Raw genomic sequence first — 13,585 nt, 5'->3', positions numbered from 1 at the left:
CCTTTCGAGGAGCTCCCTTCTTATAAATGAAAGGGGAATATCATCATGAACGGAAATATTCATTCCATTGAAACATTAGGGACTGTCGACGGACCAGGGATTCGTTATATTGTTTTTACCCAAGGCTGCCTTTTACGCTGCCAGTTTTGCCATAATGCAGATACCTGGGAAATCGGCACGGGCAAACAAATGACCGTTTCCGAAATCATTGATGATTTGACGAGCTATCTCCCTTTCATTCAAGCATCCAAAGGCGGAATCACGGTAAGCGGCGGTGAACCGTTATTGCAAATTCCTTTTTTAATTGAATTATTTAAAGAATGTAAACAGAGAGGGATTCATACAACCATTGATTCTTCTGGGGGCTGCTTCTCTCACTCTAAGCTTTTCATCGAACAGCTTGAAGAACTGTTGCAGTACACTGACCTAATCCTGCTTGATTTAAAACATATCAACCGGAAAAAGCATATTCAATTAACCGGAATGGCAAATGACCATATTCTTGAATTTGCAAAATTTCTATCAGATCGACGTATACCTATTTGGGTTCGCCATGTATTGGTACCAACTGTAAGCGATGATCCTGAAGACCTGCAAAAACTGGGTGAATTCATTGGAACACTGGAAAATGTCGAAAAGATTGAGATTCTCCCCTACCACAAACTCGGGGTCTATAAATGGGAAGCACTTGGACTTGAATATCCATTAAAGGATATTGAGCCCCCAGCGGAAGATAAAGTGGAATTTGCTTATCACAAGCTGACTGCACATTGGAATAAACCAATACTTGAAAAATAATCGTTATAATCAGCACCGCTTCCAACTGGAACCGGTGTTGTTACTTTTCAACGCCGATGCACATTTAGTAAAGTTTCCAAACACTAGTATTTTGCCATAGTTTAAATTGATTATTTAGCTATTCTCCTATATACTCATATCATTGGCTACACAAACGAGGTGATAATTTTTGTTTCAGTTACTTATCGATAATTCGGATATTAATACCCTGAATGCTCTTTATATCAGTATTTACTTTGGATTAATACTGAAATTTTTATTGGCTTGGGGTGTGGAATATTCATTTATTGGCTCCCTTTCAAATCCTGCGAACACAAAAATTATTCATCCACTATTTTTTTATAAGAAAAAAAGCTGTTTAAATGGCAGTTATATTCTCATTAGAATTGTAAAATATATTCGAAAAAAAGAATATACTCAGGATGATTCCGAAGAACCTATTTCCTTCCTTTTTACTTAACATTCTATACAACATTTTAGGAGGAAATATGAAAACGAAACGTTCTTCAATATATCTAATTGCTCTTTTATCGTTAACAACTTTATTGCTTTCTGGCTGTTCTTCACAGGATCCAAGCGGTACAAACGGAAACTTTTTCCACGATTACCTTGTTCATCCGTTATGGATTTTCATTAAATCTGTCGCTGAATTATTTAACGGAAACTATGGGATCGCTATTATCCTTGTGACGGTCATAATCCGACTTATCTTAATGCCTTTAATGCTAAAACAGTATAAAAACCAAATGGGCATGAAAGAAAAAATGGATGTCCTAAAGCCAGAGATGGATGTTATTCAAAAGAAAATGAAGACCGAAAAAGATCCAAAGAAAAAGCAAGAGCTTCAGGCTGAAATGATGGGTCTATATAAAAAGCATGGGGTGAATCCATTAAATATGGGCTGTTTACCACTGCTGATTCAAATGCCGATTCTTACTGCCTTTTATTATGCGATTCGCGGGTCTGAAGTGATTAAAACCCATGAATTTCTCTGGTTTAGTCTTGGAAAGCCTGATATCTATATTACCATTATCGCTGGGCTAATTTATTATTTTCAATTTAAGGTTTCGCAAACCAATATGCCAACTGCGCAGCAGCAGCAAATGAAATTCATGGGATTGCTTTCTCCGTTAATGATTGTCATGTTTTCTTATACTGCCCCAGCTGCTTTGCCGCTATATTGGGTAGTGGGTGGAACATTCTTAATTGTTCAAACCATGATTAGCCATAAACTTTATCAAACGAAAAAACCAGAATTAGTGCAGGCAAAACAGAATAAATAGTTAAAAAGAAGCGCCCCTGGCGCTTTTTTTTATAACCTTCTTCCGATTATTAGGCCGCAAAAGGCAAATAGGATACCTATGGAATAACTTAAAACTAAATACCGATAAAAAGCCTTATATTTTTTATCCTTTCTAAGCTGTTCGGATTCAAGTTTTAAAGTTGAAAAGGTTGTAAAAGCGCCCATAAATCCAATTCCCAATAGTGCCTGTACATGTCGATTTATTTGCATACCAGTTAGCATTCCTAATAAAAACGCCCCAGTTAAATTGACTGCTAACGTCCCTAAGGGAAAACCCTTAGGGTTTCTTCTTTGGATACTCTTACTGATAACAAACCGGCTGATTGCACCAAAAAATCCCCCAATCGAAACTAATATGATTCCGCTCATCTTCGCACCCCATTTCTCCCTGACTGAATTCCCAAATGAGTAAATAAAAGACCGCCAAGTAAACTGGAAGCTATGTAGAGAAACCCAAATAAATAATCATTTTCTTCAAATAAATGGACTGTTTCCAGACAAAAGGTTGAAAATGTCGTATAGGAGCCAATAACCCCTGTTGAAAGTGCTGTTACTAAATTTGGATGAAGCTTTTTGGCATGGACAAAATGGCTTGTAATCCAGCCGAGGAAAAATGCACCGCTAAGATTAATGAGGAGCGTTCCAATTGGAAAGTCTTTCCCCCAAATATGTACGGCTAAAAAAGATAAGCCATAACGGAGCAAACTCCCTGCGATCCCACCTAATCCAACTAAGAAATAAACCAAACATAACACCCCAATAAACAACTAAAAGTACCTACATTCTAACATAACCATTTTATTTTTTTCCATTTTGTTTGTAAGGATAGTTTGATTCAAATTTGGCATCCTAATCTTGTACGACTAAGACAAAAGGAGTGTTAAAACAACATGAAAAAAAGTTTATTCGTCATTTCAACCCTCATCTTTAGTCTTTACTTATCCGGTTGCGCACGGAATAATGTCAATGATAATGTCGCCCGCAACCGGAATGCAACAGAACCAACCAGGGTAAATTACACCAATCCTAATTACCCCGGCGGTCCTGCCGTAACGGGTATTGATACAAGTGACACAAGGCTTGATCGAGATATGAATCGTAACAATGTAAGAAATGTACGTAATGATAATCGAAATAATGTTGGGAACAATCAGTCAAAAATGAGAGTGGCTGATAAGGCTGCAGATAAGGTAGCGGATTTACCTGAAGTGGACCGAGCAAATGTCATTGTAACCGAAAATAACGCTTACGTTGCTGCTAAGTTGGACCGTTCATCTCGAAATGAAATGACATCAACTATTGAAGATAAAATTTCCCGTGCAGTTAAATCGGTCGATCGTGATATTGACAATGTATATGTATCCGTTAACCCGGATTTCTACGATCGAATGAATAACTATGCAGGCGATATTCGCAATGGCAGACCAATCTCCGGTTTCTTTAACGATTTTACCGATACCATCCGCAGGGTGTTTCCTAACCAAAGATAATGGCTAATATCATTAATAAATGCCTGGCTGTTAAGCCAGGCATTTATTGGATTTAGGCGTCTTGGAAATATTCTTTGTAATAGCCGCCGATTTTTCCAGTATTATCGATAAGGTAATAAAACTCTTCTGTCTCATTCTTCACATCATAGAAGTTTCCTGCCGTTAAAGTATTATTAACAAGATATTTTTTTGCATCCGTATGAACACATTTTACCTTCTTAACTGTTTCGCGATCACGCCACGATAAATGAATCATTGCTGCCACCGTTCCTTTCGGTCATTGTCCAATTATTAGTATAATCAATTGAAGCCGTGCTGCGCAACAAAATCGTTGTCTCAGCTATTTGATATCGTTTCAATTTTTTACACTTTCAACAGATTGTTCTCTAAGGCGGAATTTTTGTATTTTCCCCGAAGCCGTCATTGGATAGGAATCAGTAAAATTTATGTAACGCGGTATTTTGTGTTTGGAAATCTTCCCTTTACAATAATCCTGAATTTCTTCAACTGTGGCCGATTCCCCCTCTTTTAAAATGATCCAAGCCATTACTTCCTCCCCATAAACTTCATTGGGAACACCAACAACCTGGATATCAAGAATTTTTGGATATGAATAGAGAAATTCTTCAATTTCACGAGGATAAATATTTTCCCCTCCTCTGATGATCATATCTTTTAGACGGCCGGTAATTTTGCAATAGCCATTTTCGTCCATTACAGCTAAATCACCAGTATACAGCCAGCCATCTTTATCAATGGCTTCCTTTGTGGCCTCAGGATTTTTATAATACCCCTTCATAACATGGTAACCTCTAGTACATAACTCCCCCTGTATACCTCGAGCCACTTCCTTGCTCGAACCAGGTTCAACAATTTTCACCTCAACATTCGGAAGTGCCTTACCTACAGTTTCAACACGCAATTCAATCGGGTCATCGGTTCTTGTTTGTGTGATAACTGGTGATGATTCTGTTTGCCCGTATGCGATTGTTATTTCAGCAGCTCCCATTTTTCCGATAACTGCTTTCATTACCTCTATTGGACAATTCGAACCCGCCATAATTCCCGTCCTGAGCGTGGATAAGTCATATTTTTCAAAATCAGGATCATTCAATTCGGCGATGAACATCGTGGGAACACCATGCAGCCCTGTACATTTTTCATCTTGAACGGTTTGTAAAACTCTTTTTGGATTGAATTCTTGAACCGGAACCATTGTGGCACCAACAGAAACACAAGCCATCGTTCCGAGGACACAGCCGAAGCAGTGGAAAAACGGCACAGGAATACAAAGCCTGTCTTTTGCTTCCAGCTCCATACAGCCCGCAATATTAAAGCCGTTATTGACAATATTGTTATGGGTGAGCATCACCCCTTTTGGGAACCCTGTAGTCCCTGAGGTGTACTGCATATTAATGACATCTTCTGGGTCGAGAGAAGCCATTCGTTCGTTTAATTCCTCATCTGTAATGGTATCACCAAGTTTTAAAATGTCATCCCAGCAATAGGTTCCCGGATATTTTTGATCTCCAAGAACAATAACATTTTTTAAAAAAGGCAAGCGGCTGCTTTTCAACTTGCCAGGCTCACTACCTTTTAATTCCGGTACAATTTCATATAGCATCTCAATATAGGATGAATCTTTCCAAGTATCCATCAAAATGATTGTCGTGGCATCGGATTGCTCTAACAGATATTCCAGTTCAGCTGTGCGATAATTCGTGTTCACTGTCACTAGGACCGCACCCATCTTTCCAGTTGCAAATTGGGTGATCAGCCATTCTGGCGTATTTGTCGACCAAGCAGAAAGATGTTCTCCTTTATCAATTCCTAATTTGATAAACCCTTTTGCGGCTCTTCGGCAAATATCATCAAATTCACGGTAAGTTAGGCGTAAATTGCGATCTGAATAAACCACTGCTTCATGCATTGGATGCAAATCTGCCTTTTTTTCTAATAATTCCCCAATCGTTACATTCAATAAAGTCGACAAACTTATATCCCCCTTTGTCCTTTTTAAATGGAATAGTTAATAAAACGCTGTCAAAATTATGTTACCATATTTAAATGAATATTCAATATTTTTAAAATATAATTCCACTTTGTGAAAAATGTGTGAAACTTTTTTTAATTGTTAAATAGGGGTTCTCAAAACATGAGAAAACCATTACAATAATTAAAACTGAATATTCAATCCATTTTCCAAGGAGGGCATTCGCAAATTGAAAATTATGAGTAACGAGCAGTTGGTTGTTTCGTATCGGGATGCATTAAAGACTGGCAAGGAAAAGGAATGGATTAAAATTTTAAAGGATGAAATCAGACGCCGCGGATTAAGGCCGAACAAGAATCGTTAGTAATATATTTATGGAAAAACCGCTGAATATTGATTCAGCGGTTTTTTATAGTGTAGATTGTCTTATCCCTCAAGAAGTAAATTTTCCGGGTCCTCCAGCAATTCTTTTATTTTACTTAGGAAGCTGACGGCCCCCTTCCCATCCACAATCCGATGGTCATACGAGAGGGCCACATACATCATAGGCCGATTTTCCATTTTCTCTTTATCAATCGCCACTGGGCGAAGTTGAATTTTATGCATTCCGAGGATTCCGACCTGCGGGCCGTTTAGGATTGGAGTAGAAAGTAAAGACCCAAACACACCGCCATTTGTAATCGTAAACGTTCCGCCCTGTAAATCCTTTAACGCTAATTTGTTGTTTCTCGCCTTTTCGGCAAGCTCCATAATATCCATTTCAATTTCAGCAAATGATTTACGGTCGGCATTTCTAACAACAGGTACGACAAGTCCTTCCTCGGCCGCAACAGCGATACCAATGTCATAAAACTTTTTAACCAGCAGCTGGTCCCCCTGAATTTCAGCATTAATATAAGGGTATTTCTTTAAGGCGGCTACAACCGCCTTCGTGAAAAAGGACATAAAACCAAGCCGGACATCATGCTCCTCGAAGAATTTATCTTTTCTTCGTTTCCTTACATCCATTACAGCCGTCATATCAATTTCATTAAATGTCGTCAGCATCGCCGCCGTTTGCTGAACCTCTACCAGCCGTTTTGCAATGGTTTGCCGGCGTCTTGACATCCGTTCATAGATGATTGGTTTTTCACTATCTTGTGCACTTTCTCCTTTTGGTTCCACCTTCGGCACGGACTGATTGTTTGGATGAGGATCCGGTTGAAAAGACGTGATATCCTGTTTCCTAATTCTTCCTAGTGGATCCGAGGACCGAATCTCATTTAAATCAATCCCCTTCTCCCTTGCAAGACGTCGTGCTGCCGGAGAAGCGATTGGAGGCAAAGTTTTAGTTTCACTCATATCCGCCGGCGGATTCTCTGAATTGGTATTGGTACCAGCATTCTTTGACGAAGATTCCATATTTTCATTTTTAGTCGATTCGTCTTTAGTCGATTCGGCCTGTTTAGTTTGCGGGGCAGTCCGAACACTTTCATCCACTGTGGCAATGGTCTCACCCACTTTAACTGTATCGCCTTCTGCAAATTTCTGTTCTGTAAGAACCCCGGAAAAGTCTGAGATAATTTCCACGTTTACTTTATCGGTTTCCAGTTCTACTAGATAGTCACCTTGCTCGACATGTTCCCCGACATTCTTTAACCATTTCGCAATCGTTCCTTCTGAAATCGATTCTGCTAATTCTGGCACTACAATATCCGCCATCATTAATTACCTCCTTCTTCAACCCTCGTTAATGCCATATGAAGAATTTTTGATTGAACTAGTTTGTGAACATTTGGATCACCTTCAGCAGGGCTTGAACGGCGTCGCCGTCCAATATAATCAACCTTTATTCCAGTGGAAACTATTTCACGTATTCGTGGCTCAACAAAATTCCAAGCGCCCATATTCTTAGGTTCTTCCTGAACCCAGAGCACCTCTTTTATATTGTTAAATTTAGAAAATAAAGTCGTTAATTCCTCTGTAGGGAACGGATAAATTTCTTCCAGCCTAATAACCTGCAGCCATTCAAAACCATTTGCCTCTTTCAGTTGTTCCGCGATATCAATCGCAATTTTACCAGAACAAAGAACAACCCTCTCAACCTTTGCATCTTCCCTGGAAGCGGCGAAATGTTCAATCACCGCCCTGAATTCTCCCTCACTTAGATCTCTTGCTGAAGAAGAAACAAGTGGATTTCGTAACAGGCTTTTTGGCGCCATAATCACCAGTGGTCGTATCTCTTCTCTTGTAAGCATCGCAGCTTGACGCCTGAGGAGATGAAAGTATTGGGCTGCACTAGTAAGGTTTACAACCGTCCAGTTTTTTTCAGCTGCTGATTGTAAAAATCTCTCCAACCTGGCACTAGAATGTTCTGGACCTTGTCCTTCGTATCCATGAGGCAGCAGCAGGACAATCCCGGATTTTTGTCCCCATTTGGCTCTTCCTGCAGCAATAAACTGGTCAAACATAACCTGTGCCGCATTAGCAAAATCACCATATTGTGCCTCCCAAATCACTAATGTCTCCGGGGAAAAGACATGATATCCATAGTCAAATCCAACTACTGCTGCTTCTGTTAACGGGCTATTATAGACCGCAAACGATCCCTTAGCATCCGAAAAATGATGCAAGGGCACGAAGGTTCCTCCCGTTTTGCTATCATGAAGGACAAGATTTCTTTGCGCAAATGTCCCGCGTTCGGTGTCCTGCCCAGATATCCGAATCGGGGTGCCATCAGCTAATATCGTTGCAAAGGCAAGCGTCTCGGCTAATGCCCAATCCACTTTTCCTGTTTCATCAAGCATATCGGCCCGTCTGTTTAAAATTTTTTCAAGCTTATTAAACACATTAAAATCATCTGGCCATTGAAGTAATTCGCTGTTTATCCTTTTTAACGTTTCTAAAGGAACCTTGGTGGTTATTAATGCCTGCTCCTTATTGAATTTAGGAGGTTCCGGAATCTTTAACTCTTCCTCTTCCTTTTTCTTTAGCATTGTAACTTTACTATTGGCTGCCTCTAGTTTTTGCAGGATCTCATTTTGAATATCCGTAAGCTGTTCCTCAGTGACAATTCCCTCCTGTTTCAAGCTTGTGGAATATATTTCTTTTACAGTTGGATGCTTTTGAACAAGTGTATACATTTGCGGGCTCGTTGTCATCGGTTCATCCATCTCATTATGGCCAAATCTGCGATAGCCCACTAAGTCAATGAGAAAATCCTTATGAAAAACGGAGCGATATTCGGCCGCTAACATGGCGGCCGCAATACATGCTTCTGGATCGTCGGCGTTCACATGAAGAATAGGAATCTCATATCCTTTTGCAAGATCACTTGCATAACGAGTTGAACGAGAATCCTCAGATTCCGTCGTAAAGCCAATTGTGTTATTAGCAATAATATGAATAGTCCCACCCGTTCGATAGCCTCTAAGTCTGCTTAAGTTTAACGTCTCAGCGACGATACCCTCACCTGGGAATGCCGCATCTCCATGGATTAATATCGACAGGGCTGATTTGAAATTTTCGATTGGATAGCCAGGCTTCTTTCTATCATCCTGTGCAGCGCGTGAAAATCCTTCTACAACTGCTCCCACAAATTCAAGGTGGCTGGGGTTATTAGCAAGGGTTACCTTAACTCTTCCTGAATTGTCAGCTGTGAGCTGGCGATTCAATCCCAAGTGATATTTTACATCTCCGGTCCAGCCAAAGTTAATTCCAATCGACCCTTCCGATGGGACGAGTTCTTTATTGGGTGCATGCTGAAATTCAGCAAAAATCATTTCATACGGTTTTCCAAGAACATGTGCCAGAACATTCAATCTGCCTCTGTGTGCCATCCCGATGTTTATATATTCCGCTCCATCCAGTACGGCCCCCGAAATAATTTCATCAATGAGTGGAACCATTATATCTAATCCCTCAATCGAAAATCGCTTTTGGCCAACAAAGGTTTTGTGCAGGTACTTTTCGAATCCTTCCACTTCAAATAGCCTCTTTAAGATTGTAAGCTTTTTATCTCGTGATAAAGGTGAATGAAATTGCCTGCCTTCAATTCTTTCTAACAACCAATTTTTCTCCTTCACATCATGGACATGATCGAATTCATAGGCAATTGCTTTAGTATAGATTTCCTTTAAATAGTTATAGGCTTCCAGTGCAGTTTGATGAGCTGACAGCCCATTCCTAGAAAGAATGGCCGCAGGCAGCTTCGTTAAATCCTCCTCACTAAGTCCATAGCTCTCAAACTCAAGATGGCTTATATCTGGTTTATGATTTCCTAATGGGTAAATATTTGCCGCAAGATGCCCATAGGTACGAATATTCTCAGCAAGCTTTGCTGCCGCGATTATTTTTTCGTACTGAGCAGGACGTGATTGTAAACTATCTGGAACCTTTGGGACAAAAGTGGAAAAGTCAGCCTCATTCATCCCCTCAAAGAATAAACCTAAATCGTGTTCAACTGAAGCTGGGTCTTGTTTATACCTTTCAAATTGATCAATCAAATAGCCAAGATTCGGACCAAAAAAATCTTCTAATCGAGCTTTTTTATCTGCATTAGTCATGTTCATTCATCTATCCCCCTTAATCCATATGTATCTTTACATCACCTTTACTACTATCATTTCACAAAAAAAGAATCTTGAATTGACCTGAATCAATATATTTTTATGTAATGAATATTGTTTAGTGTGTGTAAATGCGAACAAAAAAATTTCCTAGTGTACTATTAATTTTCCAATTAAAATGGACTTATATGTGTGTATTCCCCATAATAGAAAAAAACACACATATAATATATGTGTGCTTCAAAAAGGAAATAATTTTGGCTGCTATAATTTTAGCGCTTTTGAAACTGGTTTGCGCGCTAACTCTTCTAGTTTAGCTGCAATTTTTTGAGCTGCATCAATAGGGTTATCCGCAAAAATATCAAAAAATTCTTCTTGGTACTCCTGTCTGGCATGATCGTAACGCGGGTCATAATAGGATTCAAGTAAAACCTGGATCATGACGCGATAATTTCGTTCTTTCAGTGCTTCGATAAGGATTTTTTTAATCTCAGCATCTTTTACACGTTTCAAAACCTTTTCAATTCCAAGCGAGATTTTTTCGTAATACCATGGTTCCCGTTCATATGGTATCACATATTCCGAAACAAGATGGGTAACCCGTTGTTCAAGGGGTGTATGGATATAGATGTTAGTACCTTTAAACTTACTATTCATCAATTCCTCGGACTGAACGGCTTTACCAATTCGTTTACTTTCAGCCTCGACAAGAAAATATTCTGACCCTTGAATTTCCTGAAGTCCTTTAAATAAAAGGGAGTCAAATGTTTTTTGGTTGTGCCCTTCGCTAAGCCCAATTGTCCCAAAAATCGATCCACGATGACCAGCCATTTCTTCAAGATCTAAGATTGGATATCCCTTCTTTTTCAGTTGCTTTAACACTTCGGTCTTACCAACACCGGTCAACCCATGGAGGACGATTGCTTTATTCGGAAGCATCGTTGGTAATTGCTCGAGGATATAATGACGGTATGCTTTATAACCCCCGATTAAACGCCATGCATAAATACCGGAAAATTCCAAAAAGGTGATCACCGCTTTACTGCGCATCCCCCCGCGCCAACAATGAATCACTAGCTCACTACCACTTGTATGATAAGCTTTAATCGTCCGCATTAACTCGGGGATTTTAGGTGAAACAAGCTCCATCGCTCGCCATTTTGCTGCTGCCTGTCCTTGCTGCTTGTATATCGTACCGATTTCTTGACGTTCTTCATCTGAAAAAATCGGAATATTTATTGCTCCCGGAATTGCACCATCCTTAAACTCAATGGGAGAGCGTATATCAATGATTACTGGTTCCTTTATTGTAAAAAGTTCATCAACAGTTATTTCCTTCATATTAAACTACGCTCCTTGAAAGACTATAAACACATTATATAGGAGATACTCATAGCCTTCAAGGAGTTGAAATCCTGTCACTTCCATGGATAGGAGCAGACTGTTGAATTACACTATTTTTGCTTCTTGCTTGAATACCGCCATCAACTTTTCCATTTCACAAAGATTATCTTTTTCAAATAAATCGACGATTTTACTGCCGACAACAACACCATCACAATTTTTAGTCAATTCTTTTATTTGGTCTTCGTTAGAAATCCCAAAACCGGCTAAAACAGGAATTGGACTTAGCTTTTTTACGGCATCCAAAAATTCATTTAAGTCATTGTCGAACAAATTTCTCGTTCCTGTTATCCCTTTTACGGTAACGGCGTATAAAAAACCTTTTCCTCTGCCAGCAATCTCGGTTATTCTTTCTAGAGGCGTTGCAGGTGTAACAAGGCGGATTAATTCCACTTGCGCTTCAGCAAGCTGCGGTGCAATAATATCCTCTTCTTCAAGCGGCAGATCTGGAATAATACAGCCATCCACCCCGGCTGTTTGAATATCTCTGGCGAAGGCATCTATCCCGTAAGCATAAATGGGATTAAGATAGGTCATCAGGATAATTGGAATCTTAACCACCTCTCTTGCTTTTGATAGTTCAGTTATGATCCCCTTTAATGTTGTGTTATTTTTAAGCGCCCTAATTCCTGCGCTTTGAATGGTTGGACCATCAGCTACCGGATCCGAAAATGGAACTCCGACTTCAATGGCTGCCGCTCCGAACTTCTCGAGGAGCACCAATCGTTCTACTAAACATTCTAAACCGCCATCCCCTGCCATCATGTAGGGAACAAAAGCTTTCCTATTATTTTCGATTAGTAATTTAAAAGATTGTTCCAATCGGTTCATTTTCCTTCTCCCCCTTTTAGCCTTGCCTTTACTGCCTCAACATCTTTATCACCGCGGCCGGACAAGCAAACAACGATATTTTGAGATTCTCTCATTTCAGATGCTAGTTTAACGGCAAAAGCGATGGCATGTGCACTTTCAAGCGCAGGGATGATTCCTTCCAGCCTTGATAAAAGCTGAAACGCCTCAAGTGCTTCATCATCCGTAATCGAGAAGTATTTTGCCCTGCCGACTTCCTTTAAATGGCTATGTTCAGGACCGACCCCGGGATAATCCAGACCGGCTGAAATTGAATGGGCTTCTTGAATTTGCCCATGATCATTTTGAAGCAAATACATTAACGCGCCATGTAAAACGCCTGGTTTCCCTTTTGTCAGCGAGGCAGCATGATAATCCGTATCCACGCCCTGCCCGGCAGCCTCTACACCATATAAACTGACTTCCTCATCCTCGATAAATGGATAGAACATTCCCATCGCATTGCTTCCGCCGCCGATACATGCCACGACTGCGTCTGGAAGGCTGCTATTGCGGAGTTGGAATTGTTCTTTTGTTTCCTTGCCAATCACACTTTGAAAATCCCTAACCATTGTTGGGAATGGATGTGGACCCATAACAGAACCCAATAAATAGTGGGTATCATCCACATTAGCGACCCAGTACCTGAGCGCTTCGTTAACCGCATCCTTAAGAGTCGCACTACCAGAGGTAACACTGACCACCTTTGCACCAAGCAATTCCATCCGGAAAACGTTCAGCGCTTGGCGCTTAATGTCTTCCTCACCCATAAAAATGATGCAATCGAGGTTTAAAAGTGCACAAACCGTTGCGGTTGCAACCCCATGCTGGCCGGCTCCAGTTTCGGCAACAATCTTCTTTTTCCCCATTCGAACTGCCAATAGCGCTTGCCCAATTGCATTATTGATTTTATGCGCACCGGTATGGTTTAAATCTTCTCTTTTGAGGTATATATTTGCTCCCCCAGCATGCCTGCTAAGATTTTCAGCAAAATATAACGGAGTTTCCCTGCCCACATATTCTTTTAATAAACGATCGATTTCTGCTTGAAAGCTAGCGTCCTTTTTAGCGTTGTCATAGGCCTGCTCTAATTCCAAAATGGCCTTCATCAATGTTTCAGGTACAAATCTTCCGCCAAAAATGCCAAAATGGCCTTTTTCATTTGGTAATGTATAGGTCTTCATTCCTTGCTCCTCCATTT

13 protein-coding genes are annotated in these 13,585 nt (G+C 40.2%); 4 read left to right on the top strand and 9 right to left on the bottom strand.

Features of this window, described 5'->3' with window-relative positions; genetic code table 11:
* Window positions 1–45 precede the first annotated feature (45 nt).
* Together pflA and yidC are read left to right on the top strand one after the other, a co-directional pair.
* The gene (gene pflA / locus ACIQCO_RS11950) at window positions 46–798 is read left to right on the top strand and encodes a pyruvate formate-lyase-activating protein (RefSeq protein WP_400428709.1); all 753 of its coding nucleotides are present in this window, start codon (window positions 46–48) and stop codon (window positions 796–798) included.
* Window positions 799–1,286: 488 nt separating this feature from the next.
* Entirely contained in the window at window positions 1,287–2,081 is a 795-nt protein-coding gene (gene yidC, locus ACIQCO_RS11945; protein WP_400428707.1) for a membrane protein insertase YidC, read from the top strand.
* Window positions 2,082–2,110: 29 nt separating this feature from the next.
* Here yidC and crcB (ACIQCO_RS11940) read toward each other — a convergent pair whose 3' ends face one another.
* Both crcB (ACIQCO_RS11940) and crcB (ACIQCO_RS11935) read right to left on the bottom strand, forming a co-directional pair.
* Window positions 2,111–2,470: a fluoride efflux transporter CrcB gene (crcB, locus tag ACIQCO_RS11940; RefSeq protein WP_400428706.1), complete on the bottom strand. Its 360-nt coding sequence runs from the start codon at window positions 2,468–2,470 to the stop codon at window positions 2,111–2,113.
* On the bottom strand, window positions 2,467–2,847 hold the full coding sequence (gene crcB / locus ACIQCO_RS11935; RefSeq protein ID WP_400428704.1) for a fluoride efflux transporter CrcB: 381 nt from the start codon (window positions 2,845–2,847) through the stop codon (window positions 2,467–2,469). The genes crcB (ACIQCO_RS11940) and crcB (ACIQCO_RS11935) overlap by 4 nt, the downstream gene beginning before the upstream one ends.
* Before the next feature lie 144 nt (window positions 2,848–2,991).
* Here crcB (ACIQCO_RS11935) and ACIQCO_RS11930 point away from each other — a divergent pair, with 144 nt between their 5' ends.
* The gene (locus ACIQCO_RS11930) at window positions 2,992–3,591 is read left to right on the top strand and encodes a YhcN/YlaJ family sporulation lipoprotein (RefSeq protein ID WP_400428702.1); all 600 of its coding nucleotides are present in this window, start codon (window positions 2,992–2,994) and stop codon (window positions 3,589–3,591) included.
* A 52-nt stretch (window positions 3,592–3,643) separates the two neighbouring features.
* Here the strand turns inward: ACIQCO_RS11930 and ACIQCO_RS11925 are convergent, their stop codons facing one another.
* Complete coding sequence (locus tag ACIQCO_RS11925) at window positions 3,644–3,847, bottom strand: DUF6501 family protein (protein ID WP_400428701.1); 204 nt, start codon at window positions 3,845–3,847, stop codon at window positions 3,644–3,646.
* A gap of 99 nt (window positions 3,848–3,946) precedes the next feature.
* Window positions 3,947–5,584 (bottom strand): AMP-binding protein, encoded by a 1,638-nt coding sequence (locus tag ACIQCO_RS11920; RefSeq protein ID WP_400428699.1) that lies wholly within the window; start codon window positions 5,582–5,584, stop codon window positions 3,947–3,949.
* 238 nt (window positions 5,585–5,822) lie between these two features.
* Here ACIQCO_RS11920 and sda point away from each other — a divergent pair, with 238 nt between their 5' ends.
* Entirely contained in the window at window positions 5,823–5,948 is a 126-nt protein-coding gene (gene sda, locus ACIQCO_RS11915) for a sporulation histidine kinase inhibitor Sda (protein WP_400428900.1), read from the top strand.
* A 62-nt stretch (window positions 5,949–6,010) separates the two neighbouring features.
* Here sda and odhB read toward each other — a convergent pair whose 3' ends face one another.
* From odhB to trpB, 5 genes are all read right to left on the bottom strand, one after another.
* A complete protein-coding gene (gene odhB, locus ACIQCO_RS11910) occupies window positions 6,011–7,285 on the bottom strand; it encodes a 2-oxoglutarate dehydrogenase complex dihydrolipoyllysine-residue succinyltransferase (RefSeq protein WP_400428698.1) in 1,275 nt (424 codons plus the stop codon).
* A gap of 2 nt (window positions 7,286–7,287) precedes the next feature.
* Window positions 7,288–10,134, bottom strand: a complete 2,847-nt coding sequence (locus ACIQCO_RS11905) for a 2-oxoglutarate dehydrogenase E1 component (protein ID WP_400428696.1) — start codon at window positions 10,132–10,134, stop codon at window positions 7,288–7,290.
* A 261-nt stretch (window positions 10,135–10,395) separates the two neighbouring features.
* Window positions 10,396–11,472 carry a tRNA 2-selenouridine(34) synthase MnmH gene (mnmH, locus tag ACIQCO_RS11900; protein ID WP_400428694.1) on the bottom strand — a complete coding sequence of 359 codons (1,077 nt, stop codon included), beginning with the start codon at window positions 11,470–11,472 and terminating at the stop codon, window positions 10,396–10,398.
* Between the two features lie 108 nt (window positions 11,473–11,580).
* The gene (gene trpA, locus ACIQCO_RS11895) at window positions 11,581–12,366 is read right to left on the bottom strand and encodes a tryptophan synthase subunit alpha (RefSeq protein WP_400428692.1); all 786 of its coding nucleotides are present in this window, start codon (window positions 12,364–12,366) and stop codon (window positions 11,581–11,583) included.
* Window positions 12,363–13,568, bottom strand: a complete 1,206-nt coding sequence (trpB, locus tag ACIQCO_RS11890; protein WP_400428690.1) for a tryptophan synthase subunit beta — start codon at window positions 13,566–13,568, stop codon at window positions 12,363–12,365. Before trpB ends, trpA begins: the two co-directional genes overlap by 4 nt.
* Window positions 13,569–13,585: the final 17 nt, after the last annotated feature.

The sequence above is a fragment of the Neobacillus sp. NPDC093127 genome (genome assembly GCF_044754175.1).
In the GTDB taxonomy this organism is placed as follows: Bacteria; Bacillota; Bacilli; order Bacillales; family Cytobacillaceae; genus Neobacillus.
Note: the sequence above shows the minus strand (reverse complement) of the source record. Positions and strands in the feature narration are given on the sequence as shown.

Excerpts from the sequence above, each read along its gene's own strand:
- odhB (WP_400428698.1), bottom strand. The coding sequence starts at position 7,285 with ATGGCGGATATTGTAGTGCCAGAATTAGCAGAATCGATTTCAGAAGGA.
- ACIQCO_RS11905 (WP_400428696.1), bottom strand. The coding sequence starts at position 10,134 with ATGAACATGACTAATGCAGATAAAAAAGCTCGATTAGAAGATTTTTTT.
- pflA (WP_400428709.1), top strand. The coding sequence starts at position 46 with ATGAACGGAAATATTCATTCCATTGAAACATTAGGGACTGTCGACGGA.
- ACIQCO_RS11930 (WP_400428702.1), top strand. The coding sequence starts at position 2,992 with ATGAAAAAAAGTTTATTCGTCATTTCAACCCTCATCTTTAGTCTTTAC.
- trpB (WP_400428690.1), bottom strand. The coding sequence starts at position 13,568 with ATGAAGACCTATACATTACCAAATGAAAAAGGCCATTTTGGCATTTTT.
- crcB (WP_400428706.1), bottom strand. The coding sequence starts at position 2,470 with ATGAGCGGAATCATATTAGTTTCGATTGGGGGATTTTTTGGTGCAATC.
- sda (WP_400428900.1), top strand. The coding sequence starts at position 5,823 with ATGAGTAACGAGCAGTTGGTTGTTTCGTATCGGGATGCATTAAAGACT.
- ACIQCO_RS11925 (WP_400428701.1), bottom strand. The coding sequence starts at position 3,847 with ATGATTCATTTATCGTGGCGTGATCGCGAAACAGTTAAGAAGGTAAAA.
- mnmH (WP_400428694.1), bottom strand. The coding sequence starts at position 11,472 with ATGAAGGAAATAACTGTTGATGAACTTTTTACAATAAAGGAACCAGTA.
- trpA (WP_400428692.1), bottom strand. The coding sequence starts at position 12,366 with ATGAACCGATTGGAACAATCTTTTAAATTACTAATCGAAAATAATAGG.
- yidC (WP_400428707.1), top strand. The coding sequence starts at position 1,287 with ATGAAAACGAAACGTTCTTCAATATATCTAATTGCTCTTTTATCGTTA.